Raw genomic sequence first — 23172 nt, 5'->3', positions numbered from 1 at the left:
TTGTGCATGTCGTGGCCCCAAAACCGCTACACACTTTTGGGCGACGTGCACTAGAATTCAATTCATGCAAGGCCCAGTACATAGGGGAAGGCGCCAAGGCGGTCAATGATGCCGCGCCGTGCGAGCCTGGATTTATTTCGTCGAACAATATCAGCGGTTTGCCGGACGCCATCGAGTTTGCCTTGAGCTATCGGCACGACTATTGTCCGCCGCATTCGAAGGAGAAAGCACTATGCGAGGAAAAATCGCCGAATCCCTGAAGAGCGCGATGAAGGCGCAGGACAAGCGCCGGCTGCCCACATTGCGGCTGATCCAGGCGGCCATTCATGATCGCGATATCGCCAATCGCGGCGCCGGCAATGAGCCGGCCAGCGACGACGAAATCCTGCAGATCCTTGCCAAGATGGTGAAGCAGCGCGAGGAATCGGCCAAGGCGTTCGATGACGGCAAGCGGCCGGAGCTTGCCGCGCAGGAGCGCGACGAGATGGCGATCATCCGCGACTTCCTGCCGACGCAACTGGGCCAGGCCGAGACGGAAAGCGCCGTCCGTTCCGCCATCGCCGAGACAGGCGCCAGCGGCGTCAAGGACATGGGCAAGGTGATGGCGGCGCTCAAGGAAAAATACGCCGGGCAGATGGATTTCTCCAAGGCGAGCGGCATCGTCAAGAGCCTGCTTCAGTAAGCTGCGGAAGGCCCTTGCCGTCGCGCCCGCAATCCTGGCGACAGCCAAAAGCTCGCGCCCATGATCGAACTCGTCAAACCGGCGCTTGAACACCTGCCGTCCTACAGGGCGGCCCTCGAGCGCGGCTGGTCGCCGGACAATGTGCGGCTGCTCGACGCGACGCGCGAGCAGCTTGCGGCTATCGAAAAGGATCCAGCGACTTTCCTTGCCGATCTCGACGATCCTGATGGCAAGGGACCGCCGATCGCCTTGCCGGACGGTTCGACGGTGCCGCGGCTGCCCGGATTCCGGCGCTGGATCTGGGACGGGGAAGTCGCAGGCTCGATCGGCCTGCGCTGGCAGCCCGGCACCGCGGCGCTGCCGTCGCATGTGCTCGGCCACATCGGCTATGCGGTGGTGCCGTGGAAACGGGGACGCGGCTATGCGACCGAGGCGCTGCGGCTGATGCTGGTGGAGGCGAGGGCGGTTGGCCTGCCCTTCGTCGAAATCACCTGCAAGCCTCACAACGTGCCCTCGCAGAAGGTCGTTCTGGCCAATGGCGGCCGGCTTGTCGGGCGTTTCTTCGAAGACGCTGCCTATGGCGGCGTGGAAAACCTGCGCTACCGGATCGATCTGTAGCCCTATTCGGCGGCAGCCGGCAGCGGCGGCGCAGCTCGGCTGCGCCATTCCCAGACATGTGAGGCAAGCGAAACCGCGACGGCGACCAGCATGGCGGTCGCGCCAACCACCGGCAGGCTGCGATAGCCATAGCCGGCATTGAGCATGGCCGCCCCGAGCGATGCGGCGAGCGCGATGCCGACATTGAAGCCCGACGGAATCAGCGACGAGGCAAGATTGGAGGCATCCGCGGTCCAGGTCAGGATGCGGGTCTGGATCGGCGTGCCGATAGCGAAGTTGAGGCCGCCCCAGATGAAGATCGCCATCACCATCGGCAGTGGGTAAGGGCTGATGGCGTAGATCAAGACGAGCATTGCCGTTTGTAGCAAAAGCATGGCGATGAGCGACGGCATCAGCTTCCAGTCGGCGAGCCGCCCGCCGACGAAGACGCCGATCGTTGCACCGACACCGTTGAGCAGGAGCACCCAAGGTATCCATTTCTCGTCGAGGCCGGTGACCTCAAGCAGCGTCGGCGTGATGTAGGTGAACAGGCCGAACTGGCCGATCATCAGCATCAGCATGATGCTGAGCGAGGTCCAGACCTGCTGGCGTGCGAGTACGCGGACCTCACTGCCAAGACTGACGGACGGGCTCGACGATCCCGTCTTGCGCGGCAGCAGGGCGCCGATTGCCGCGAAGGCCACCACGCCGAGCGCGCACATCACCCAGAATGTCGCACGCCATCCCCAGATGTTGCCGATTGCCGTGCCGGCCGGAACGCCGATTACGTTCGATACGGTGAGGCCGGACAGGATCAGCGCTACCGCCATGCCGCGCTGGTCTTCGCGCACGAGGCCGACGGCCACCACCATGGCAACGCCGAAATAGGCACCATGCGCGACGGCCACCGCTATCCGCAACAGCAGCATCGAGGCGAAGTCGGGCGCCAGCGCGCAGGCCGCCTGGCCGATGGTAAAAGCCGCAGTCAGTCCAAGCAGCAGGGCCTTGCGGGAGAACCTTTTGGTAGCGAGCGCCAGCAGCGGGCCGCCGACTGCAATGCCGCCGGCATAGCCGGAAACGAGATAACCGGCGGTCGGGATCGCGACGCCAAGGCCATCCGCCACCTGCGGCAGCACGCCGGCGATGACGAATTCGGTGGTGCCGAAGGCGAAGGCGGCAATGAACAGGGCAATGAGGGGGAGCATGGCGGAAAGGCGATCCTCGGATAAGGTGGCCTCAAACCACGGATGAGGGCAGCGGGCAATCCAGAAATTGTCGACGCCGTTTTAGCTTTTCTTGACCGCCGGTCAGGCGCCCGCCGCGGAGGCAAGAGCTAGGCGGCTGCCTTCCTTCCATAAGGAATTTTCAGCCACGCCCGCTCGTGAAGATAGTAGAGTAGCGACTTGGTGACGACCTCGGTCAGGCCGATAGCCGCGGCGAGCTTGATGCTTCCGGTCACGACGAGCGAAATGATCATCGTGTCGATGGTACCGGTGACGCGCCAGGAAAGCGCTTTGGCGAAGCTGCGAGAATGGGTGTCCATCGACTTCCTTCCGGTAGATGCGGCGATCTTTAGCCGACAGACAGGAGGTGGCGCAAAGATAATTTTTGCGCATTGGCCCACAGCAATTTTCATAGGCGATGTTCTGAAGCTACCCGGCCTGTGGACGCAATCTATCCAGCCTTCAGCCGCGAACCGGTGAGCAGGCCGCGCTCCTCGAGCACGGGATAGGCCATCGAGGCGAGCAGCGAGTTGATCTGCTTGAGGTCACGAATGGTGTCGAGATGGATGGAGCTGGTCTCGACACTCTTGGCGGTGCCGTCGCGCAGCCGCACGAAATGGCTCTGGCTGGTTTCCTTCTCGCGGTCGCGCAGCCGGTCCTTTTCCAGCACCAACTGGCGAGCGGTCTCAGGATCACGGGACACCAGCACGTTGAAGGCAAGCCTGGCATTGGCAAGCACCAAGGCATGGAAGGCGCAAAGCTCACGCCAGCCTTCCGGCGTGAACTCCAGCCCGCGCTCGAATTTCTTCTTCACGTGGACCAGCATGTTGCGCACGATGATGTCGCCGACCTGCTCCAGCTTGACGCAGGCGCCGATCAGCTCCTGGCAACGCAGCGCCTCGTCCTCGCTCAACGGGTTCTTGGTGACCTTGGCCAGATAGAGCTTGATCGCCGCGTGCTTCCTGTCGACACGGTCGTCGAGTGCGGCCAGCGCGCCGATCTTGTCGGCATCGGCGCTCTCATAGAGCTCGATGATCCGTTTCAGCATGATCTCGACCGTCTCGCAGACCCGCACCACCTCGCGGGTGGCGTTGGCCAAAGCCTGGCTCGGCACGTCGAGCGCACTTTCGTTGAGCGCCGAAAGCTCGACGACGTCGAGCGCGTTGGCGGGCTGCGGCTTGGTGCCCAGCGCCACGATCTTTTCCGAGGCACGATAGACCAGGCTCGCCAGCGGCAGGCCGGCGATCAGGATCAGGATGTTGAAGACGATGTGGGCATTGACGATCTGGTCGGGCACGGTGCTGCCCAAGAAGGCGACCGGCGGCTTGAACGTCAGGAACAGGATCAGCATGATCAGCGAGCCCATGCCGCGCATCAGGAGATTGCCGATCGGCACGATACGAACGCCGGGTTCTGCGTTGCGGGTTAGAAGCGGCGCAATGATCGAAGAGCCGAGATTGACACCGAGCACCAGCACAATGCCGAGTTCGGGCGGGATGAAGCCGCGGCCGGCGAGCGTCACCATCAGCAGTACCGCGGCAATCGAGGAATGGAACAGCCAGGTGACCAACGCCGCCAGAATATAGGCGGTGACCGGATCGCCGGAGAAGTAGTCGACGATGAGCGGCATCAGCGTGCTCTGGCGCAGCGGCTCCGACGCCTGGCCGATCATCTCCAGCGACAGAAGCAGCAGGCCGATGCCGACCAGGATGCGGCCGAACTGGCGCCAATCGCGCCGCTCGGTGGCCATGAACATGACCGTGCCGGCGACAAGGCAGACCGGCACCAGCAGCGACAGATCGAAGGTAAGCAGCTTGACCACCAGGGCCGAGCCGATCTCGGCACCGCGCACCGCAAGCTGGCCCGACATGCCGCTGACAATACCGGAGCCGGCGAATGAGCCGACCAGCAAGGTGACGGCGGTCGAGCTTTGCAGTGCGACAGCCAGGCCGCAGCCGGCCAGAACCGCCATGAACGGATTGCGCATGGTGGCGCGCAGCTTGTGGCGCAGCACATCGCCATAGGCGCGCTCGACGCCGGTCTTCACCAAACGGGTGGCAAACAGCATCAGTGCGACCGCGCCGGCAAGGTGCAGCAAAACGACGGAACCACTCATGCCAGGCCTCGCAAGCCGACCGGTATCAGCGACGCGAGCGCCGTGACGTCAAGGGGGCAAAAGTGGGCGCGAATCGTGGACATTGCAGAGGTTGATATTACTCCGATTTTTTTAGCCGAATAATAAATTTTGCCCGGTTCGGACGCCTTTTGGCAAGCGACGGAGCGTGTCGGAAATGGATGGCTGACAAAATGGTTGCATAGACTGCGGAGTTGCGGAGGGTCACGCGTCCATTCTCGGACGGTCGCTTTAAAGGTAGCGCTGAATTAGTCGTGCTAAACGTAAGAAATCATTACGAAAACGTAATCCCGGTGTTCAGTTTCGGTTCATCCTTCCGGCTCTATTCCAGAGGCGTCGACAACCTAGGAGTACCCGCTATGAAACGCATCGTTCTTTCCGCCATGGCCTTCTCGATGCTGGCTGCAACGGCCCTGCAGGGCCAGGCTGCACCGCTGAACACACCAAACGCGCCGCAGTCGAACTACAGCCAGGTCGACTGGCAGAAGCCCGGCAGGTATGTCGACGTGAACAAGCATGTCGAGGTGAACAAGCGCGTCGTAGTGAAGAAGAAGATCGTTGTTAAGCGCAGCCATTGGCGCAACGGCCAGAGATATTCCAGCTGGAAGCGTCACCAGCCGATCCGCGACTATCGCCACTATGGCCTGCGCCGTCCCGGTCCCGGCCAGGAGTGGATCCGGGTCGGCAACGACTATCTGCTGGTAAGCGTTCTCTCCGGCCTGATCTTCGGCGCCATCGCCGCGCAGTGAGCCCGGAGCGGCTGACCGGCGCTGCGCCGGTTTAGATCGGGAAGGCGGCCCGCGGGCCGCCTTCTCTTTTTGGCCTGTGAAAACCGGGTATGGCCGCCATTAGGAGTCGTCGGGCTTCGCCCGTGTGATTATATGGAGGCCAAACGAGCTGTCCCCCATGCGCTTTCCGCCTGCTTTCCTCGACGAAATACGCGACCGCGTACCGATTTCTTCGGTGATCGGCCAGCGCGTCGCGTGGGACAGGAAGAAGACCAACGCGCCACGCGGCGATTATTGGGCGTGCTGTCCGTTCCATGGCGAGAAGAGCCCGTCCTTCCACTGCGAGGACAAGAAGGGCCGTTATCACTGTTTCGGCTGCTCGGTTTCCGGCGACCATTTCAAGTTCCTGACCGAACTCGATGGCATGAGCTTTCCTGAAGCGGTCGAGAAGATCGCCGACATGGCCGGCGTGCCGATACCGGTTCGCGATGCCCAGGAGGAGCGGCGCGAAAAGGAACGCGCCAGCCTGACCGACGTCATGGAGATGGCGACGGTGTTCTTCCAGGAACGACTGCAGGGACCGGAAGGGGCAAAGGCCCGCGCCTATCTGCGCGACCGGGGCCTGACACCGGCGACGCAGCAGTCTTTCCGCCTCGGCTATGCCCCCGACAGCCGCAATGCGCTGAAGGAGCATCTTGCCGCCAAGGGTGTCCCCAAGGCCGACATCGAGGCGTGCGGGCTGGTGCGCCATGGCGACGACGTCCCGGTTTCCTATGATTGGTTTCGCGACCGCATCATGTTCCCGATCCCGGATTCCAGAGGCAAGATCATCGCCTTCGGCGGGCGGGCGCTGGCGCCGGATGCGCCTGCCAAATACATGAACTCGCCGGACACGGAGCTCTTCCACAAGGGCAACGTGCTCTACAATTTCGCCCGCGCTCGCAAAGCGCTGGCCAAGGGCGGCACCGTCATCGCCGTCGAAGGCTATATGGACGTGATCGCGCTGACGCAGGCCGGCTTCGAGAATGTCGTGGCGCCGCTCGGCACTGCGCTGACCGAAAACCAGCTCGAACTTCTATGGCGCATGGCCGGCGAGCCGGTGCTGTGCTTCGACGGCGACCAGGCCGGGTTGAAGGCAGCGTGGCGCGCCGCCGACATGGCGCTGCCGATGGTCCAGGCTGGCCGCTCCGTTCGCTTCGCCCTGCTGCCGGAGGGCAAGGATCCCGACGATCTGGTCAAGGGTGACGGACCGGATGCGTTCCGCGCCGTGCTTTCCGAGGCACGGCCGCTGGCCGACCTCTTGTGGATGCGCGAGACCGCTGGCGGCATCTTCGACACGCCGGAACGGCGGGCGGAGCTCGAAAAGACACTGCGCGAACTGACCAGCCGCATCCGCGACGAGAGCCTTCGCTATCACTACCAACAGGAAATGCGCGAGCGGGTACAGAGCTTCTTCGGAACCCAGCGCGGACGCCAGGGACGTCAGGACGGACGGCCCGGCGAGCGCTTCCCGGGCAGGGTCTCAGCACCCGGCGGACAGTTTGCACGTGGCGGCGGTGCCGGTGGGCGCACCGCGATCACCGAAAGTCTCGGCCGCTCGGCACTGGTCAAACGCGGCAGCGAGGGCATGTCGGTGCGCGAGGCGACGATCATTGCGGCCCTCGTCAATCATCCCGTGCTGATCGACGAGAATTTCGCCCATGTCGAGTTCCTTGATCTCGCCAACTCCGATCTTAAGCGGTTGCATGCGGCCATCCTCGACGCCATGGCGCACGACATGGCCAACAACCGCGAGGCTGTAATCGCGACGATCGAGCGGGCCGGCTGCGGTGAGATATGGCAGCGCGCGGTGGCGCTGATCAAACGTGCGCGGCAATGGCCGGCGCTGGAAACTGCAGCACTCGACGATGCTCGCGATGCGTTCAGCCAAGCTCTCCACTTGCAGCGCAGCGCGCGCACCTTACATAAGGAGCTGAAGCAGGCGGAAGCAGCGCTCGCCAGCGATCCCACGGACGAAAACTACCGGCACCTGGTCGAAATCCAGGCGCAATTTCGTGATGTGCAGGCAACGGAAGCGTTGATCGAAGGGTTTGGCGTATCGTCGGGCAGGGCTGGGCGCGTTTAGGTCGAAGCCTCCAGAAGACTGAAATGTAAGGACGTGCTTGCGCGTTGAATCAAGCGTGCAGTGCTCTAAGTCGGGTAATTGATTCGCTTTTTTCATGCGAATCATGCGAGAGGCGCTTGACCTTCCGGCAGAATGGCGGAATCAGGTCGATTCGAAACGTTAACCCGCCCCGGCATCGACGGGAATGCAGCGATGTAAGGTACTGATCACTGGACAGGCAGTCAGCTTGCCACAGATATCAGGGTTAATCTGGACTTAACGAGAGATGCAGTTACTGGCCCGGTAAAGCGCGTTCTGGAAGGAGCGCATCCAATTTGACCGGACCGGCAGCTTACGCGGTTTTGATACTCAGCCGCTTGGAGAAAATAAAGACTATGGCGACAAAAGAAAAGGAAGAAGTCGAGACCGAACGCGAGGCCGCGACCGATGGCCCTCTGCTCGACCTTTCCGACGATGCTGTCAAGAAGATGATCAAGGCCGCCAAGAAGCGCGGTTATGTCACCATGGACGAGCTGAATTCGGTGCTGCCCTCGGAGGAAGTGACCTCCGAGCAGATCGAGGACACGATGGCCATGCTTTCCGACATGGGCATCAATGTGGTCGAGGACGACGAGCAGGGCGAGGAGCCCGAAGCCGCCGATACCGCCGCTGATGCCGAGGAAGATGCCAACGAGCTCGCTGAGCAGACCGGCACCGCCGTCGCCGCCACCACGACCAAGAAAGAGCCGACCGATCGCACCGACGATCCGGTCCGCATGTATCTGCGCGAGATGGGCTCGGTCGAGCTTCTGTCGCGCGAGGGCGAAATCGCGATCGCCAAGCGCATCGAGGCCGGCCGCGAGACGATGATCGCGGGCCTGTGCGAAAGCCCGCTGACGTTCCAGGCCATCATCATCTGGCGTGACGAGCTCAACGAATCGAAGATCCTGCTGCGCGAGATCATCGACCTCGAGGCGACCTATGCCGGGCCGGAGGCCAAGCAGGCGCCGGTTGTCGAGCGTATCGAGGAAGCCAAGACCGAGGAAAAGTCGCGCCGTTCGCGCGAGGACGAGGACGACATCACCAATGTCGGCGGCGACACCCGTGGCCTGGTGGACGACGACGAGGAAGACGATGACGAGGCGAGCCTGTCGCTGGCGGCGATGGAAGCGGAACTGCGCCCGCAGGTGATGGAGACGCTCGACGTCATTGCCGACACCTACAAGAAACTGCGCAAGCTGCAGGATCAGCAGGTCGAGAACCGGCTGGCCGCCGCCGGCACGCTGTCGCCCAGCCAGGATCGCCGGCTCAAGGAGCTGAAGGACCAGCTGATCAAGGCGGTGAAGTCGCTGTCCCTGAACACGGCGCGCATCGAGGCGCTGGTCGAGCAGCTCTACGACATCAACAAGCGCCTGGTGCAGAACGAAGGCAAGCTGCTCAGGCTGGCCGAAAGCTATGGCGTGCGCCGCGAGGAATTCCTGAGGGAATATCAGGGCTCGGAGCTCGATCCGAACTGGACCCGCTCGATCGGCAATTTGACCTCGCGCGGCTGGAAGGAATTCACCAAGAACGAGAAGGACGCCATCCGCGACCTGCGCGCCGAGATCCAGAACCTCGCCACCGAGACGGCGATCTCGATCCAGGAATTCCGCAAGATCGTCAACCAGGTGCAGAAGGGCGAGCGCGAAGCCGCGATCGCCAAGAAGGAAATGGTCGAGGCCAATCTGCGCCTCGTCATCTCCATCGCCAAGAAATACACCAATCGCGGCCTGCAGTTCCTCGACTTGATCCAGGAAGGCAATATCGGCCTGATGAAGGCGGTCGACAAATTCGAATACCGCCGCGGCTACAAGTTCTCGACCTACGCGACATGGTGGATCCGGCAGGCGATTACCCGTTCGATCGCCGACCAGGCGCGTACCATCCGCATTCCGGTGCACATGATCGAAACGATCAACAAGATTGTGCGCACCTCGCGCCAGATGCTGCATGAGATCGGCCGTGAGCCGACGCCGGAAGAGCTCGCGGAAAAGCTCGCCATGCCGCTGGAAAAAGTGCGCAAGGTGCTGAAGATCGCCAAGGAGCCGATCTCGCTCGAAACGCCGGTCGGCGACGAGGAGGATTCGCATCTCGGCGACTTCATCGAGGACAAGATGGCGATCCTGCCGATCGACGCGGCGATCCAGGCCAATTTGCGCGAGACGACGACGCGGGTGCTGGCCTCGCTGACGCCGCGCGAAGAGCGCGTGCTCAGAATGCGCTTCGGCATCGGCATGAATACCGACCACACGCTTGAAGAGGTCGGCCAGCAATTCTCGGTCACCCGCGAGCGCATCCGCCAGATCGAAGCCAAGGCGCTGCGCAAGCTCAAGCACCCGAGCCGCTCGCGCAAGCTGCGCAGCTTCCTGGACAGTTAGGCTAGGCTTCCGTGGGGGAGATAACTGAGAGACGGTCATTGCGCCGCCTCCTCCCACGGGTCATCGTTTTCAGCCTGGCCGGTCTTACCATTCACCTATTGGCTCTACTTGGAGCAATGATCTTCGGTCATTCTTTTGTGCCGTCGCAACGTTATGTGAGCGACCACGATATGATCGCGAAATCGATTGCTATACCTGCTGGCTGCTTAATTCTCGTTCTTTCCTGCCGAAAGTTTGCAAGGGACTTCGACGCCCCGCAGGTGTCCATCAAGACCCTCATCCTTTCTGGTTTTGGCGTCATTGTGTTGCCTTTTATTTTCGGCGTTTTTATCCGTGCAACTGTCCTGACTGCATACCCGCTCTGGCTAGCGGCACTGATGGGGAAGCATACGCAACTCGAATTTTCCGTCAGTGATACGGCGGGTTGGTCTTACCGCTGTCCGAATAGAGTCAGCCTGGCGGGCATGCCGTTGATGACCGGCACTCTATGCGGTATCTCGGACAACTTTCGTAATACACTCCATCAGGGCACTCGGGTCGTGTTGACCGGGCGCGGCACGGCGGACGGACTTTTTGCGGCGGGAATTGATGTTGTTCAATAACTGCACTTTCTCAAGCAAGGCTCAAGCGATTCAAACAAGGTGCCCCTCGGCACCTTTTTTGTTTCTCGGCACCGCTCTTGCGGCACATGCCGGTCGGGAGGATAATCTCGTGTCGGATGCATTTTTTGGGCGACAACCCCGGATGCCCGCCCCGGCTGTGACGCCGTGCTCCGTGGCCCCGAAGGGAGGTGTGCCATGACAACTTACATCGTGCTGATCAACTGGACGGAGCAAGGCGCAAAAAACGTGCGCGAGTCGCCGAAGCGGCTCGATGCCGCCAAGAAGCTGCTGGGCGACATGGGCGGGTCCTTCAAGGCATTTTATCTCACCATGGGGGATTGCGACATGGTGGCGGTGCTCGAAGCCCCCGACGATGCGGTGCTCGCTCGTTTCTCGCTGATGCTGGCCACGGGTGGAAACGTCAGGACGCGGACACTCAAGGCTTTCCCGGAGGATGCCTATCGCGAGATCATCACCTCGCTCGGGTAAGTTGCGCTACAGGCCTGGCCAGCCATTTCGCAGGTGTCGTGTTGCGTTGCGGCGCAACGGCGTTTGCCGGATAGTCGGTGCGCGTCCCTCTGGTGCCGTTTCGAAACGTGAGCAAGTCTCTGCTGACCGTCTGGTATAATACGCGCTGTCCGGTCTGTGATGCCGGTATCAGCCGGCAGAAACGGCGGCTGATCGAGGCGGTCAAGGCGGGGCGGGTCGAATTTCGCGACATCAATGCCGAACCGACGGCGCTGGCCCGCTACGGCATCGGGCTGGAGGATATCCGGCGCCGGCTGCATGCGACCGACGCCGATGGCAAATTGCTGGTCGGCGCCGATGTTGCCATTGCGGTGTGGCTGATAACGCCTGGCGAGGGCTGGTTGGCGACACTGTTCGGCAATCCTGCCGCACTGCCCTTGACGCGCTATGCCTATGATCGTTTCGCCGATCTGCTCTACGCCTGGAACCGGCGCAAAGGCCGCTGGTAACGGTGTGGCAAAGGCCCGGAGTTTGTTTCCAGGCCTTCACATGGGCCGGCTATCGAGCCACAGGCTCGCAAAACCAGCCAACGATGCGGCGCACCGCCGGCAGCACCAGCAGCAGCGTCGGAGGCAGCTTTCTGCGCGAGGTTTTCACAATCATCTGGGATTTTCCCTGAAGCATCTGGTCCGTCGCCTTGGCATCCATTCGCCGGACTTCGGGTAACTGCCTGGAACGACCGGGGGTGGATGCGTTGCTTCAAGTCAGACGCTTACGGAGTTGCCTTTGGCCTCACGCGCTTCCTAGCCGCGCTTGCCGGCGAAAATCAATCCTGCCGGCGCTATCTTCAGATACATCGTAAGATATATCTTGACTCGGCCGCCATGGGTGCCTAGTTGAGATATATCTTAAGACATAACGCAAGGAGCAGACGATGCACAAAGGCAATCATTTCGGGCATCATCGTTTCGGCGAACACGCCGAGCGCGTTTTCATGCATATGGCCGGCAAGTTCGGTGGGCGCGGCGGCTTCGGCCCGTTCGGGCATGGCATGAGAGGTGGCGGACGCGGCGGACCGGGCGACATGTTCCGCGCCGGGCGCATGCTGGCCGACGGCGACCTCAAGCTGATCACGTTGTCCCTGCTGGCCGAGGCGCCGCGGCACGGCTACGACATCATCAAGGCGCTGGAGGAGCGCACCAGCGGCTTCTACAGCCCGAGCCCCGGCGTGATCTACCCGACGCTGACCTTCCTGGAAGAGGCCGGCTACGCCGTTTCTGCGGCGGAAGGCAACAAGAAGGTGTTTTCAATCACCGAGGCTGGGCAGGCGCACCTCAACGAAAATCGCGAGATGATCGACCACGTGCTCGACCATCTCGAGCGCTTCGGCCGCAAGATGGCGAAGGCGCGCGACTGGTTCGGCTGGAACGATGACGGCGACGGTGGCCGGCGCGGCCGCGGCCGCTCGGAAAAGCGCGACGAGTTTCGCGCCGTGCGCCACCGGCTGCGCGCCGCGCTCGGCGAAATCGTCGATGCGCCTGAAGCAAAGCAGGCCGAGGCAATCAGCATATTGGAAGCTGCCGCGGAGGCCTTGGAAGCGTTGTCGCGCGACTGACCTCTGGCTGCCAAGCCAGCTGCGGCCCTTGCCCGCTCGGCCAAGGACCGGTACTGAAAATCATCCTGCACCGCGCTATGTGGTGCAGGATGATTGCCGTTGGAGGATACCCCATGTCTTTTCTGAAGCGTCTTTTCGGCGGAGGCAACGAAGCCGCCGAGCCAAAGACAGCGGCGCCGGCAAAGCAGATCGAGCACAAGGGATTTTTGATCAGCGCCACTCCCTATAAGGCGGAGGGCCAGTACCAGACCTGCGGCGTAGTTTCTAAGGAGATCGACGGCGTGATGAAGGAGCACAAATTCATCCGCGCCGACCGCTTCGCCGGGCTTGATGACGCTGTCGACATCTCGATCAAAAAGGGCATCCAACTGGTCGACGAGCAAGGCGAAAAGATCTTCGGGTAGATCGGCTACTACAGCCTTGGGTCGATTGGCTCGCTTTCCAGCGCCAGAACGGCGAAGACACACTCGTGAACCCGGCGTAGCGGCTGCTTGGCGACAAATCGCGTTAGCGCTTCGTGACCAAGCGCGAACTCTCTGAGCGCCAGGCTGCGCTTGCCGGCCAGGCCGCGTTCTCGGAGGCGGACGAGATTGTCGGGCGCGTCATATTCGGGACCGTAGATGATGCGCAAATATTCCGGGCCGCGGACCTTCAGCGCCGGCTGGATGAGCCCCTTCTTGCCACGGCTGACGAAGTCGCGTGGTTTGACCACCATGCCTTCGCCGCCCGAGCCAGTCAGCGCCTCCCACCAGGCGACGGCCTCGGCACACGCGCTGCCGTTGGCCAGATCAACCATACGCCATCGAGTCGGCGTGACCACGCCGCCACGGGCAGCCAGACGGTCCGCGAGCGACATGTGCCAGACATGGTCCTGGTCAAACCAAACACGTCCCTCGCTGGCCAACAGGTGGAAAGGCGCGGCCTTAAGGTCCTCGACGCCCGAAACTGGCCATACGTAGGGCGCCCAGGCGGTGGCGTATTTGGCTGCGCGGGCGGTACGGTCTTCAAGGCGTGCGTTCAGGCCGGCTGCATCGACGCCGCGCGCCATCGCACGGGCCAGCGCCTCGCGGCTGACCTTGAATCCGGCGGCAGAGGATATCGCCACCGGCGCATATTGGCTTTCGATCAGACTGCCGGCCTTGGCCGACCAAGGCATTATCTCGGCGTCCAGCAGCAGCCAGTCGCTGTTCAATTCCTTCCACAGGTCCGCCGCGTCGACCTCGGTGCGAAGACGGGCGAGCAGGTCCTCCGTCATGGCACTGTCGTTGAAAAAGGAGCGTCCGGTGCGGGTCCAGATTGCGCCGGTTTCGTCGCCCGGGATCCCGAACCGGCTGCGTGCCGCCTGCGCGTTCCGGCAGAGCGCGATCAGTGCCCGCGAACCCATGTGCTTCTCCTCGCACACGACCTGGGCAACGCCACGCTCGCGGAAATAAGCGAAGGCATCCTCCGGACGTTCCAGCCAGCCGTCCTGGCTGCTGGTCTCGGACGGCGACATGGTCGGCGGCAGATAGACCAGCCATTGCGGCGAGAGCGCGAAGCGGCTCATCACCTCCAGTGCTGCCGACGCGTTCTCCTCGGCCACGACAATCCGGCCCCTCAGTCCGGTCTCGATCCAACGGCGACCGGAGACGTCCTGATAATCGAGCACGCCGTCGGCGTCGGCCTGCGCCGATTTGTCCTGACCGAGCCCGCCCAGCGGACGTATCGGCTCCGACCAGGTCTGGATTGCCGGCACCTCGACCAGTTCGCGTTCCGGCCAGCGCAAGGCCGTCAGCTTGCCGCCGAATACGCATCCGGTGTCGATGCACAGGGTGTTGTTGACCCATTCAGCCGATAGCGTGGGCGTATGTCCATAGATAATGGCCGTCTTGCCACGATAGGCCGCGGCCCAGTCGGCGCGGACGGGCAGCCCGAACTCGTCGGTCTCGCCTGTGGTCTCGCCGTACAGAGCGAACTCGCGCACGGCGCCGGAACCGCGTCCGATCATCTCTTCCTTGAGGCCGGCATGGGCGACAGCGAGGCCTCCGCCATCGAGCCAGACATGGCTGCGCAGGCCGTCGAGAAAGGCGGGCAGCGCCTCGCGCAGGCCTCGGTCCTGTGCACTTAGCTGATCGATAGTCTGCTGGAGGCCGTGGGCGACCGTGACCTTGCGGCCTTCTAGCCAGCGGCTGAGTTTGCGTTCATGGTTGCCCTGGACACAGTAAGCCGTTCCAGCCGCGACCATGCTCATGGCGATGCGCAGTACGTCGGGCGAGTTGGGGCCGCGATCGACGAGGTCGCCGACAAAGACGATCTTGCGGCCCTCTGGTGGAACCACGGTGACCGTTCGGTCGCCCTGATGCTCGGACCAGGCGATGCTGTAGCCCAATCGAGCGAGCAGGATATGAAGCTCATCCGAACAGCCGTGGATGTCGCCAATGATATCGAACGGGCCATGGTCGTCGCGCTTATCGGTCCACAGCGGCTGTCGCGACACCTCGGCCGCGTCGATGCTGGCCTCGCTGGTAAGCTTCCAGACCTGGCGGAAGCCCTCGCGTTGCAGGCCGCCAAGACCTTTGCGGATCTCGGTTGTCATGCGCTGGGCGACCCCGGCGCCAAACGGCCGGTCGGCTCGCACCGCATTGCGGGCGACGCACACCTCGACGCCTGGATCGAGGACCACGGCGACGGGCAAAGCGTGCCACTTGCGCGCCAGCTCAATCCAGGCCTTGCGGTCGGCGGCTCGCACATTGGTGGCGTCGATGACGCTCAGCCTGCGGTGTTTAAGCCGTTTGCCAGCTATTTCGCGAACCAGATCGAAGGCATCCGCAGAGACGTCCTGGTCGGTTTCGTCGTCGGAGATCAGCGCCCGGCACTGGTCCGAGGAGATGATCTCGGTCGGCAGAAAATGCTTGGCGGCAAAAGTCGACTTGCCCGATCCGGTCGAGCCGATCAGCACGACGAGGGCGAAGTCAGGAATGGTGAGGTTGGTCTTATCGGGTTCTCTCATCGGGTGAACACCGCCATCTGCGTGGGGGCGCCGAGGGTAGCGTCCTCGGCTCCGATACCGCTGAAGATGGCCGAATAGCCGTAGATCTCACCGATTTTTGCCGCCCAGACTTCGAACTGAGCCCGGCTCCATTCGAAACGGTGATCGGGATGGCGAAATGCGCCGGCGGCCAGTCTTGGAAACAGAGCGTTGTAGTCCGCATTCGGAGTGGTCACGATGACGGATTTGGGTGCCGTCTCACCGAAAACGATGCGTTCGACCAGGGGCAGCCTGTCCTCGTCGAGATGCTCGATGACCTCGACCAGAACAGCGACGTCGGCTGCGGCCCAACGGCTGTCCCGGTAGGTCAGCGATCCATGCAGCAGCGTGACCCGGCCCTCGGGCGGCCCGCCTAATTCGTTCAGCTTGAGACGCTTTGCAGCCCATTCCAGTTCGCGTACCGCCGGATCGAGCCCGAACAGCTTATGAACCCATCGCTCGCGCACGAGCCGACCGAGCAGCTTGCCTTCGCCGCATCCCAAATCTGCAATCGAGGTTGACCCCGTCGCCTGAATGGCTTGGACCACAGCTTCCATGCGCAGATCGTTGAGCCGGATCGGCGTCTCCAGCGCTTCCTCGGGCGTAACGCGCAGCTCGGCAGATTGTGCCTCGCCAGCCGTCTCGGGAGCCAGCCGCTCCAGGGCGATGCGGGCCAAAGCCCTGCGATTGCCAAGATAGCGGCGCACGATCAGGTCTTTGGCCGGATGGTTTTCCAGCCAGCCCTCTCCCCTGGACAGCAGCTTGGCGATCTCTGCTTCGCCGATCCAATAATGCTTGGCATCGTCCATCACCGGGATCAGCACATAGAGGTGATTCAACAAGGCGCTGAGCCGGCCCGTGCCGGTCAGCTTCAGATGGCCGTATCGGGGCTCGCCTGCAGTCCCGATTCCTTCGATTGACGTCAGATCGACTGTCCAGCCCAAGGGTTCGAACAAACTTCGAACCAGAGCCTCACCGCCGCGCATCGGCAGTGGAGTAACCACGGCCTCCAGCGGCAGTTCGCTGTCGGCTAGTTCCTGGCGCTCCTTCGATATACCGGTCATCGCCGTCCGCAGCATTTTGTTCAGCGCTACCGACAGGAAGGATGATGCAGCGTAAGGCCGGTCGTTCACATATTGGTCGAGCAAGCCTTCTGCCTGGCCCTTCCCTCGCACCAGTCCCACCGGGTCGACGTCGAGCAGGAGTGCAGCCTCGCAACGGTCTTCGGTTGCCTCGGGATAGAACAGCCACGCCTTGCCGAAAGACAGGTCGGTCTTGTGCAGGCGATCCGGATGCTTGTGCAGCAAGAAACCGAGATCGGTGGCCGGACGGTGCGTTGTGGCAACAGACAGGAACATCCGCGACCGATAGCGCAGACAAGCGGAATAACCAATGGCGGTTGTGTGGCCCACGACAGGCTGTCGCTACGAAAAACAAGGGCAGGCGCCGGGCGCCTGCCCTTGTACAATTCAGACGATGCTGACGCTTTATGCCGCGGTGGCGACGCGCTCGGCATTTCCGGTCGCAGCCACAATGGCATTGACCTTGGCCGTGGCCTTGGCCAGCGCTGCTGCCACCGCGTCGGCGCCCATGCCGACTCCTTCGATGCGGATGACCTCGACATCGGTCATGCCGAGAAAGCCGAGCACGCTGCGCAGGTAGGGAATGGCGTGATCGAACTGCACGGCCGCACCTTCGGAATAGATTCCGCCCGAAGCCAGCACGATATAGACCTTCTTGCCGGTGACGAGGCCCTTGGGGCCAGCATCGCCATAAGCAAAGGTTTTGCCGGAGCGGGCGACGTGGTCGACCCAGGATTTCAGCGTCGACGAGATGTTGAAGTTGATGAAGCCGGTGGCGAGAATGACGGTGTCGGCCGCAAACAGCTCGTCCAGTACAGTATCAGAAACGCCGACGACCTCAGCCTGGCGCTGGGTGCGCGCTTCGGCCGGCGTATAGATGCCGGTCGAATAGTCGGGGTCGATATGCGGCAGCGGGTTGGCGACGAGGTCGCGGGCGACAAGCTTGGCCGAAGGATCGGCGGCAAGCAGTTTGTCGGCGAGTTCGTTGGCGACGCGGGTCGAGTGCGAGGCGGCGCCGCGTGGGCTGGATGTGACAAGAAGGATGGACATGGTGACTCTCCAGGGTTGGATTAAAATCTCCCGGCAAATATGTGTGCGCAGACTCATTTGAAAAACTGGTATATTTTGTATATGATCCATCTAAATTGTGGATTGAAAGATGCAGCCCAACCCGACGCTTGACCAACTGCAGATCCTGGTTGCGGTGGCCGACACCGGTTCCTTCTCGGCTGCCGGCCGTAAGCTCAACCGCGCGCAGTCGGTCATCAGCTACGCCATTGCCAACCTCGAAGCGCAGCTTGGGCTGAAGCTGTTTGAGCGTGAGGGCACGCGTGAGCCGCAACTGACCGATGTCGGCAAGGCGACGCTGGAAGATGCGCGACGCATGGTCGGCGTGCTGCAACGCATCCGCTCGCGTGTCGACGGATATCGGCAGGGATTGGAGGCGGAAGTTGCGCTGTCGGTCGACGTGACGCTACCGTCGCCGGTGCTGGTTCGGGTGCTAAAGGCATTCGAGGCGCAGTTTCCGGCCGTGACACTGCGTCTGCACATCGGCTCGCTTGGCCTTATCCTCGATCATGTTGTCGGCGGACAGGCCGATCTGGGCATCGGGGGGCTTCTGGGTGAGACGGACGTGAATCTGCTTCGCATCGGCTTCATCTCCCTGGTGCCAGCCGCAGCGCCTGCTCACCCGCTGGCGCTGCTGCCGAGACCAGTGGCGCTGGAGGATGTCCGCGAACACATCCAACTGGTCGTCTCGGACCAGTCCGAGCGTACGCGTGGGCGTGACTATGGCGTCTTCGCCTACCGCACCTGGCGGCTGACGGATGTCCGCACCAAGCACGTGCTGATGCGCGAGGGGCTGGGCTGGGGCGGGCTCCCGCGATGGCTGATTGCCGATGATCTGGCGAACGGCCGGCTCGTCGAACTCGATCTCGAGCCTTACAGCGAAGTCCGCTCGCCGCTCTATGCCATGCACCGCGCCGATCGCAGCCCGAAACCGGCGGCCGCCTGGCTGATTGACCAGTTCAAGCGCCAGCTAGGCTGTTTCAACGAGTTCGAACCGGGTGAGGTGCCTGCGGAGGAGCCGGAGACAGGCCGTCGATCAGCGCCATGAGAACGGCGCGATAGTCCTCGATCGATGCTCCAGCTTCAATGGCGAGTGCTGCGCGGTCGAAGGCGGCGGCGAGCAAAGCGGTCAGTGCTTCTACAGGCAGTCTCGTCATGGAGTGCGAGCGCATTGCGGCGACAAGGCCCTCGCGCAGCGAACGGTTGCCATGGCGATTGTCGATCGCCTCCATGGCGGCGCGGCCGAGCACGGCCGGGCCATCAAGCAGCAAGAGCCGCGTGCGGCCGGGCGCACGCATGGCAGCCACATATGCATCCGAGCCGGCTATCAGCGCATCGCGGGCAAATAGCGAAGGCGGTGACGCGCGTTCGATCTCTTCCGAGACGGCTTGCGCCTCTTGTTCGACCACAGCGGCAAACAGCGCCTGCTTGTCGGCAAAGTGATGATAGAGCGCGCCGCGTGTGACGCCGGCAGCGGCGACGATCTCGGGTGTGCCCGTTTCGGCAAAGGACTTTTCGGTGAACAGTTTGCGCGCCGCGGCGATGAGCTCGGCGCGTGTCGCCTCGGTGCGATCACGGTTGGAGCGACGAGTGGATCCCTGTTGCATACATGCAGCCTGTATGTTTATGCGATTTACATGCAGACTGTATGTTATTCGCCGGGAGAAGGAAAGATGAGGACGACGAGCTATTATCCGGTGCTGATGACGAGCGACGTTGCCGGCACGGCGGCCTTTTATGTTGCGCATTTCGGCTTCAAGCGGCTGTTTGAGGCCGACTGGTACGTGCATCTGCGCTCAGCCGAAGATCGCCGCGTCAACCTCGGCATCGTCCAGGGCGATCATGAGACGATCCCGGAGGAAGCGCGGGGCCGCACGTCCGGTCTGCTGATCAATTTCGAGGTCAGGGATCCGGATGCCGTCTATGAGCGGATCACCGCCGCTGGCCTTCCGATCTTGCGAACGCTGTGCGACGAACCCTTCGGCCAGCGCCATTTCATCACCAGGGATCCCAACGGCGTGCTGATCGACGTGATCAGGCCGATCCCGCCGAGCCCAGAATTCCTGGCGCAATATGCGCAGGGTGCTGCGGCGGGCTAACTCGCCCGCGCCAACGGCATCACCGTGACCTGAGTAATGCCGGAGCGGCGCACCACGGTGCACAGTGTCTCGCGGCCGATGCGCTCGGCGTCGAGCATGCGCACCAGATCGTCGACGCCGGTGACCGGGCGGCCGTCGATGGCGGCAATAATGTCGCCTTCCCTGAGGCCGGCCTTGTCCGCCGGGCTGTTCTTCTCGACGCTGCGCAGGCGCACCGCCGTGCTGCTCGATACTTGCGACAAAAGGGCTGCGCGGCGCGGCAGGTTGGTGGTGTCGGCGGAAACGCCGATGAAGGCACGGCGCACGCGGCCGAAGCGGATGATTTCCGAGATGACGAAATTGGCCGTGTTGGAGGCAACCGCGAAGGCGATGCCTTGTGCACCATGGATCATCGCGGTGTTAACGCCGATCACCTCGCCGGCCGAGGACACCAGCGGTCCGCCGGAATTGCCGGGGTTGAGCGCGGCGTCGGTCTGGATGACGTCGTCGATCAGCCGGCCGGTGGAGGCACGCATCGAGCGTCCGAGCGCTGAGACAACGCCGGTGGTGACGGTCCATTCGAAGCCGAGCGGGTTGCCGATGGCAATTGCAATCTGGCCGCGCCTCAACCGCTTGGAATCGCCAAGCGGCGCAACGTCGGCAAAGTTGCCGTCGGCGCGCACCAGCGCAATGTCGGTGTCGGGATCGCGGCCGAGCACGCGACCTTCCCTGGAGGCGCCGTCCGGCATTGACACGCGTACGCTGCGCGCATCGCCGACGACGTGGAAGTTGGTGACGACCAGCCCGTCCGGCGCGATGACGAAGCCTGAGCCATGGCCGCCCGGGCCACCGACCCGCTCGATGCGGCAGACGGCGGGCCCGATACGGTCGACGGCATCGGCGACCGTCGCCGAATAGGCATCGAGAAGGCCATCGTCGTATTGCAATTGCTGGGCGGGCAGGGCCATCTGAGGGCTCCGTAGCTTTTTTGGAACAAGATGAACAATGCCTATATGTGCGGAGCGGCCGGACCGGCCGCGACCTGACCAGATGGCCAGTCAAATGCCCAACTAGCCGTCAGGCGAGTATCCGCCAACGCCCTGCGGGGCGATATCTGGGTCACGAAGAACCCAGGAGACAAATCATGAGCGATTTCAATCTGAGCACGTTTTCCGACGCCGTTGCCGACATCGCGGCAGCCGCGGCACCAGCGACGGCCAGCTTCGCGACGCACCACCGGACGTCAACTGCTTTCCACTGGCGGGACGGCTATTTCGTCACTGCCGAGGAGGCGGTCGAGGCCGGCGAGGAGATCGAGCTGACGTTTTCTTCGGGCGAAGCCGTCAAGGCCGAACTGGTCGGCCGCGACCCGTCCACCGGAACGGCCGTTTTGAAGCCGGCCGGCGCGCCGAGCGTGCCGTCGCTGGTAAAGGCGGATGCGGTGCGGCCGGGCAACCTGGCGGTCGTGGCGGGCAATAGCGACGGCACCTCGCTCGCTACCTTCGGCACGGTCGGCGAGGTCGGTCCGGCTTGGCGTTCAATGCGCGGCGGCACGATCGACCGGCGCATCAACCTTGCCGTCAATGCCGGCGGCCGTTTCGAGGGTGGCCCTGTGCTCGACGCTAAGGGTGGACTGATCGGCATGCTGCTGTTCGGGCCACGCCGGCGGGCGCTGGTGATGCCTTACGAAACGATCGAACGGGCAGTCACGACGCTGCGCGAGAAGGGTCATGTGGCGCGCGGCTATCTTGGCGCCGGCCTGCATCCGGTCCGCAATGGTGATACACAGGGCGCGATGGTGATGAGCCTCGACGATAATGGGCCGGCGAAAGCAGCCGGTCTCACCCTCGGCGACATCATCGTGTCGTGGAACGCAGAGACGGTGCATGGCCCGCGCGAGCTGATCCGCAAGCTCGGGCCGGACAGTGCCGGTGCCTTGGTGACACTCGGCGTGGTGCGCGGCGGCGAGAACCGTGAGGTTTCCCTGACCATCGGTGAAAAGCCACTGAGCTGAGGGATAGATGGTAAGCGGTGAGATCGCTGGCAGACGGCTGACGGTGCTGATCGCGCTCGGTGACGCCGAGCGCGCGCGAAGTCTGTCCGCGGTTCTCGCCGCGACCGATGATCTGCGGCCGGTTCTGGCGGGCGAAGTCGACGGGCGTGACGCGGCGGATGTCGCCATCGTCGATGATCGTGGGCTACAAGGCGGCCTCGTCGACGCGGCGATGCCTCGCGTGCTGCTATCGTCGCGAGCGGCCCGTGAACGGCCGGCCGATACAGTGTTTGCCGTGCTGCCGGTGCAAGCGGACGAGTTGCTGATCGCCGCCGCCGCACGGCTGGCGGCGGCGGGCTACCGGATTTCGCGTGACAGCCATGCTCTATCCGATCAGCATCACGATTTGACCTTCCATGACAGCGACCGGTTCGAGGAGGAACCGACTGACGAGCATATCGTCCGGCCGACGCTTTCGCCGCGCGAAAGCGAGGTGCTGGCACTGCTCGCCGAAGGCGCGCCCAACAAGGTCATCGCGCGGCGGCTGAACATCTCCGTGCATACGGCGAAATTCCATGTCGCAGCGATCCTGACGAAGCTCGGTGCCGCCAACCGCACCGATGCCATCGCTACAGCCATGCGGCAGGGGCTGGTGCTGGTCTAGCCGTGGATCAAACAGCCGGTTCGATGTCGGTCAGCCGGAAATCGTCACCCTTGAACAGCAACGGCATGGCTTCGATACGGGCCGCTGCATAGGCAATGCAGTCGCCGAAGTTGAGGGCGGCCGGATGCCGGCCCTTGCCATAGCGCAGGAACGCCTGACGAGCGACCGCGGCGTGGTCGGCCGTGAAGGGGATTGTCTCGATCGAGGCGGTGCGCAAAAAGGTTTCGAAGCGATCGTTAATCTGGTCCTGCCAGCGGCCGACGAGCACCATTGTCGTTTCAAGCAGTGTCGGTGCCGGAAGCAAACGTCTTTCAGCCTGGGTGATCGCCAAAACGAAGCGGTCGTAGCCCGGCTCCGTGCGTAAAATAGCGACCAGCGCCGAGGAATCGATGATCATCGCGTCGGGATACCCAGCTCGTCATAACCGAGAATTTCATCGTCGCTCATCGCATCTTGGCGCTCCGGTATTCGTGCGGCTCGTTCCGCAATGGCCATCAGACGTTGAAAAAGGTCACCGGTCTCGTCGCGCGGCACAAGCCGCTCGCGCGCAACCTCGCGCTCAAGGCTTTGACGGATAGCCTCCGTCACGGATATCTGGCGGCGGCGGGCGAGCTCACGTGCCAGTTGCTCGACCTCCATATTCTTGATCGACAATGCCATTTATATATTCTCCCTTTTCGTATGGAATATATACGAAGTCGCCCGACAGA

General features: G+C 62.8%; 25 protein-coding genes. 14 read left to right on the top strand and 11 right to left on the bottom strand.

Features of this window, described 5'->3' with window-relative positions; genetic code table 11:
* Positions 1-232: 232 nt before the first annotated feature.
* Both NKJ40_RS15215 and NKJ40_RS15210 read left to right on the top strand, forming a co-directional pair.
* Complete coding sequence (locus NKJ40_RS15215; protein WP_352466694.1) at positions 233-682, top strand: GatB/YqeY domain-containing protein; 450 nt, start codon at positions 233-235, stop codon at positions 680-682.
* A 60-nt stretch (positions 683-742) separates the two neighbouring features.
* Positions 743-1300, top strand: a complete 558-nt coding sequence (locus NKJ40_RS15210) for a GNAT family N-acetyltransferase (protein ID WP_352466693.1) — start codon at positions 743-745, stop codon at positions 1298-1300.
* Between the two features lie 2 nt (positions 1301-1302).
* Here the strand turns inward: NKJ40_RS15210 and NKJ40_RS15205 are convergent, their stop codons facing one another.
* The 3 genes from NKJ40_RS15205 to NKJ40_RS15195 all read right to left on the bottom strand — a co-directional run bounded on the left by NKJ40_RS15205 (position 1303) and on the right by NKJ40_RS15195 (position 4618).
* Positions 1303-2484, bottom strand: coding sequence for an MFS transporter (locus NKJ40_RS15205; protein WP_352466692.1), 1182 nt, complete (start codon positions 2482-2484; stop codon positions 1303-1305).
* A gap of 128 nt (positions 2485-2612) precedes the next feature.
* Positions 2613-2822, bottom strand: a complete 210-nt coding sequence (locus NKJ40_RS15200; RefSeq protein WP_023678301.1) for a DUF2061 domain-containing protein — start codon at positions 2820-2822, stop codon at positions 2613-2615.
* 131 nt (positions 2823-2953) lie between these two features.
* Positions 2954-4618, bottom strand: a complete 1665-nt coding sequence (locus NKJ40_RS15195; RefSeq protein ID WP_352466691.1) for a Na/Pi cotransporter family protein — start codon at positions 4616-4618, stop codon at positions 2954-2956.
* Positions 4619-4995: 377 nt separating this feature from the next.
* Here NKJ40_RS15195 and NKJ40_RS15190 point away from each other — a divergent pair, with 377 nt between their 5' ends.
* From NKJ40_RS15190 to NKJ40_RS15165, 6 genes are all read left to right on the top strand, one after another.
* Positions 4996-5385 carry an RcnB family protein gene (locus NKJ40_RS15190; RefSeq protein WP_352466690.1) on the top strand — a complete coding sequence of 130 codons (390 nt, stop codon included), beginning with the start codon at positions 4996-4998 and terminating at the stop codon, positions 5383-5385.
* 157 nt (positions 5386-5542) lie between these two features.
* Positions 5543-7489, top strand: a complete 1947-nt coding sequence (dnaG, locus tag NKJ40_RS15185; RefSeq protein WP_352466689.1) for a DNA primase — start codon at positions 5543-5545, stop codon at positions 7487-7489.
* 374 nt (positions 7490-7863) lie between these two features.
* Entirely contained in the window at positions 7864-9885 is a 2022-nt protein-coding gene (rpoD, locus tag NKJ40_RS15180; protein ID WP_352466688.1) for an RNA polymerase sigma factor RpoD, read from the top strand.
* A gap of 38 nt (positions 9886-9923) precedes the next feature.
* Entirely contained in the window at positions 9924-10487 is a 564-nt protein-coding gene (locus NKJ40_RS15175) for a hypothetical protein (protein WP_352466687.1), read from the top strand.
* 195 nt (positions 10488-10682) lie between these two features.
* Positions 10683-10976 (top strand): GYD domain-containing protein, encoded by a 294-nt coding sequence (locus NKJ40_RS15170; RefSeq protein WP_292658752.1) that lies wholly within the window; start codon positions 10683-10685, stop codon positions 10974-10976.
* Positions 10977-11095: 119 nt separating this feature from the next.
* Positions 11096-11464, top strand: coding sequence for a thiol-disulfide oxidoreductase DCC family protein (locus tag NKJ40_RS15165; protein ID WP_352466716.1), 369 nt, complete (start codon positions 11096-11098; stop codon positions 11462-11464).
* 49 nt (positions 11465-11513) lie between these two features.
* Here the strand turns inward: NKJ40_RS15165 and NKJ40_RS15160 are convergent, their stop codons facing one another.
* Entirely contained in the window at positions 11514-11663 is a 150-nt protein-coding gene (locus tag NKJ40_RS15160) for a hypothetical protein (RefSeq protein WP_352466686.1), read from the bottom strand.
* A gap of 226 nt (positions 11664-11889) precedes the next feature.
* Between NKJ40_RS15160 and NKJ40_RS15155 the strand changes: the two genes are divergently transcribed.
* Together NKJ40_RS15155 and NKJ40_RS15150 are read left to right on the top strand one after the other, a co-directional pair.
* The gene (locus NKJ40_RS15155) at positions 11890-12570 is read left to right on the top strand and encodes a PadR family transcriptional regulator (RefSeq protein ID WP_352466685.1); all 681 of its coding nucleotides are present in this window, start codon (positions 11890-11892) and stop codon (positions 12568-12570) included.
* Positions 12571-12683: 113 nt separating this feature from the next.
* Entirely contained in the window at positions 12684-12974 is a 291-nt protein-coding gene (locus NKJ40_RS15150) for an HlyU family transcriptional regulator (RefSeq protein ID WP_023678291.1), read from the top strand.
* Positions 12975-12982: 8 nt separating this feature from the next.
* Here NKJ40_RS15150 and NKJ40_RS15145 read toward each other — a convergent pair whose 3' ends face one another.
* The 3 genes from NKJ40_RS15145 to NKJ40_RS15135 form a co-directional block, all read right to left on the bottom strand.
* On the bottom strand, positions 12983-15559 hold the full coding sequence (locus NKJ40_RS15145) for a polynucleotide kinase-phosphatase (protein WP_352466684.1): 2577 nt from the start codon (positions 15557-15559) through the stop codon (positions 12983-12985).
* The gene (locus tag NKJ40_RS15140; RefSeq protein WP_352466715.1) at positions 15556-16935 is read right to left on the bottom strand and encodes a 3' terminal RNA ribose 2'-O-methyltransferase Hen1; all 1380 of its coding nucleotides are present in this window, start codon (positions 16933-16935) and stop codon (positions 15556-15558) included. Before NKJ40_RS15140 ends, NKJ40_RS15145 begins: the two co-directional genes overlap by 4 nt.
* Positions 16936-17064: 129 nt before the next feature.
* On the bottom strand, positions 17065-17709 hold the full coding sequence (locus NKJ40_RS15135; RefSeq protein WP_352466683.1) for an FMN-dependent NADH-azoreductase: 645 nt from the start codon (positions 17707-17709) through the stop codon (positions 17065-17067).
* A gap of 109 nt (positions 17710-17818) precedes the next feature.
* Here NKJ40_RS15135 and NKJ40_RS15130 point away from each other — a divergent pair, with 109 nt between their 5' ends.
* Positions 17819-18775: a LysR family transcriptional regulator gene (locus tag NKJ40_RS15130; RefSeq protein ID WP_352466682.1), complete on the top strand. Its 957-nt coding sequence runs from the start codon at positions 17819-17821 to the stop codon at positions 18773-18775.
* Here NKJ40_RS15130 and NKJ40_RS15125 read toward each other — a convergent pair.
* Positions 18708-19334: a TetR/AcrR family transcriptional regulator gene (locus NKJ40_RS15125; protein WP_352466681.1), complete on the bottom strand. Its 627-nt coding sequence runs from the start codon at positions 19332-19334 to the stop codon at positions 18708-18710. The genes NKJ40_RS15130 and NKJ40_RS15125 overlap by 68 nt on opposite strands.
* A 66-nt stretch (positions 19335-19400) precedes the next feature.
* Between NKJ40_RS15125 and NKJ40_RS15120 the strand changes: the two genes are divergently transcribed.
* Positions 19401-19826: a VOC family protein gene (locus NKJ40_RS15120; protein ID WP_352466680.1), complete on the top strand. Its 426-nt coding sequence runs from the start codon at positions 19401-19403 to the stop codon at positions 19824-19826.
* On the opposite strand, the gene NKJ40_RS15115 is transcribed toward NKJ40_RS15120, so the two are convergent.
* Positions 19823-20773, bottom strand: a complete 951-nt coding sequence (locus NKJ40_RS15115; protein WP_352466679.1) for a S1C family serine protease — start codon at positions 20771-20773, stop codon at positions 19823-19825. The genes NKJ40_RS15120 and NKJ40_RS15115 overlap by 4 nt on opposite strands.
* A gap of 176 nt (positions 20774-20949) precedes the next feature.
* Between NKJ40_RS15115 and NKJ40_RS15110 the strand changes: the two genes are divergently transcribed.
* Together NKJ40_RS15110 and NKJ40_RS15105 are read left to right on the top strand one after the other, a co-directional pair.
* A complete protein-coding gene (locus NKJ40_RS15110) occupies positions 20950-21819 on the top strand; it encodes a S1C family serine protease (RefSeq protein WP_352466678.1) in 870 nt (289 codons plus the stop codon).
* 7 nt (positions 21820-21826) lie between these two features.
* On the top strand, positions 21827-22462 hold the full coding sequence (locus NKJ40_RS15105) for a helix-turn-helix transcriptional regulator (protein ID WP_352466677.1): 636 nt from the start codon (positions 21827-21829) through the stop codon (positions 22460-22462).
* 7 nt (positions 22463-22469) lie between these two features.
* Here NKJ40_RS15105 and NKJ40_RS15100 read toward each other — a convergent pair whose 3' ends face one another.
* Together NKJ40_RS15100 and NKJ40_RS15095 are read right to left on the bottom strand one after the other, a co-directional pair.
* Positions 22470-22859 (bottom strand): type II toxin-antitoxin system VapC family toxin, encoded by a 390-nt coding sequence (locus tag NKJ40_RS15100; protein ID WP_292658780.1) that lies wholly within the window; start codon positions 22857-22859, stop codon positions 22470-22472.
* Positions 22856-23122: a type II toxin-antitoxin system VapB family antitoxin gene (locus NKJ40_RS15095; protein WP_292658783.1), complete on the bottom strand. Its 267-nt coding sequence runs from the start codon at positions 23120-23122 to the stop codon at positions 22856-22858. The genes NKJ40_RS15100 and NKJ40_RS15095 overlap by 4 nt, the downstream gene beginning before the upstream one ends.
* Positions 23123-23172 lie beyond the last annotated feature (50 nt).

The sequence above is a fragment of the Mesorhizobium sp. M0119 genome (assembly GCF_040322615.1).
Taxonomy (GTDB): domain Bacteria; phylum Pseudomonadota; class Alphaproteobacteria; order Rhizobiales; family Rhizobiaceae; genus Mesorhizobium.
The sequence above is the reverse complement of the archived record's forward strand: the minus strand, read 5'-3'. Positions and strand labels throughout refer to the sequence as shown.

Excerpts from the sequence above, each read along its gene's own strand:
- NKJ40_RS15120 (WP_352466680.1), top strand. The coding sequence starts at position 19,401 with ATGAGGACGACGAGCTATTATCCGGTGCTGATGACGAGCGACGTTGCC.
- NKJ40_RS15215 (WP_352466694.1), top strand. The coding sequence starts at position 233 with ATGCGAGGAAAAATCGCCGAATCCCTGAAGAGCGCGATGAAGGCGCAG.
- NKJ40_RS15150 (WP_023678291.1), top strand. The coding sequence starts at position 12,684 with ATGTCTTTTCTGAAGCGTCTTTTCGGCGGAGGCAACGAAGCCGCCGAG.
- NKJ40_RS15130 (WP_352466682.1), top strand. The coding sequence starts at position 17,819 with ATGCAGCCCAACCCGACGCTTGACCAACTGCAGATCCTGGTTGCGGTG.
- NKJ40_RS15210 (WP_352466693.1), top strand. The coding sequence starts at position 743 with ATGATCGAACTCGTCAAACCGGCGCTTGAACACCTGCCGTCCTACAGG.
- NKJ40_RS15110 (WP_352466678.1), top strand. The coding sequence starts at position 20,950 with ATGAGCGATTTCAATCTGAGCACGTTTTCCGACGCCGTTGCCGACATC.
- rpoD (WP_352466688.1), top strand. The coding sequence starts at position 7,864 with ATGGCGACAAAAGAAAAGGAAGAAGTCGAGACCGAACGCGAGGCCGCG.
- NKJ40_RS15115 (WP_352466679.1), bottom strand. The coding sequence starts at position 20,773 with ATGGCCCTGCCCGCCCAGCAATTGCAATACGACGATGGCCTTCTCGAT.
- NKJ40_RS15160 (WP_352466686.1), bottom strand. The coding sequence starts at position 11,663 with ATGGATGCCAAGGCGACGGACCAGATGCTTCAGGGAAAATCCCAGATG.
- NKJ40_RS15205 (WP_352466692.1), bottom strand. The coding sequence starts at position 2,484 with ATGCTCCCCCTCATTGCCCTGTTCATTGCCGCCTTCGCCTTCGGCACC.
- NKJ40_RS15155 (WP_352466685.1), top strand. The coding sequence starts at position 11,890 with ATGCACAAAGGCAATCATTTCGGGCATCATCGTTTCGGCGAACACGCC.
- NKJ40_RS15135 (WP_352466683.1), bottom strand. The coding sequence starts at position 17,709 with ATGTCCATCCTTCTTGTCACATCCAGCCCACGCGGCGCCGCCTCGCAC.
- NKJ40_RS15100 (WP_292658780.1), bottom strand. The coding sequence starts at position 22,859 with ATGATCATCGATTCCTCGGCGCTGGTCGCTATTTTACGCACGGAGCCG.
- NKJ40_RS15105 (WP_352466677.1), top strand. The coding sequence starts at position 21,827 with ATGGTAAGCGGTGAGATCGCTGGCAGACGGCTGACGGTGCTGATCGCG.
- NKJ40_RS15140 (WP_352466715.1), bottom strand. The coding sequence starts at position 16,935 with ATGTTCCTGTCTGTTGCCACAACGCACCGTCCGGCCACCGATCTCGGT.
- NKJ40_RS15195 (WP_352466691.1), bottom strand. The coding sequence starts at position 4,618 with ATGAGTGGTTCCGTCGTTTTGCTGCACCTTGCCGGCGCGGTCGCACTG.
- NKJ40_RS15170 (WP_292658752.1), top strand. The coding sequence starts at position 10,683 with ATGACAACTTACATCGTGCTGATCAACTGGACGGAGCAAGGCGCAAAA.
- NKJ40_RS15095 (WP_292658783.1), bottom strand. The coding sequence starts at position 23,122 with ATGGCATTGTCGATCAAGAATATGGAGGTCGAGCAACTGGCACGTGAG.
- NKJ40_RS15200 (WP_023678301.1), bottom strand. The coding sequence starts at position 2,822 with ATGGACACCCATTCTCGCAGCTTCGCCAAAGCGCTTTCCTGGCGCGTC.
- dnaG (WP_352466689.1), top strand. The coding sequence starts at position 5,543 with ATGCGCTTTCCGCCTGCTTTCCTCGACGAAATACGCGACCGCGTACCG.
- NKJ40_RS15125 (WP_352466681.1), bottom strand. The coding sequence starts at position 19,334 with ATGCAACAGGGATCCACTCGTCGCTCCAACCGTGATCGCACCGAGGCG.
- NKJ40_RS15145 (WP_352466684.1), bottom strand. The coding sequence starts at position 15,559 with ATGAGAGAACCCGATAAGACCAACCTCACCATTCCTGACTTCGCCCTC.
- NKJ40_RS15190 (WP_352466690.1), top strand. The coding sequence starts at position 4,996 with ATGAAACGCATCGTTCTTTCCGCCATGGCCTTCTCGATGCTGGCTGCA.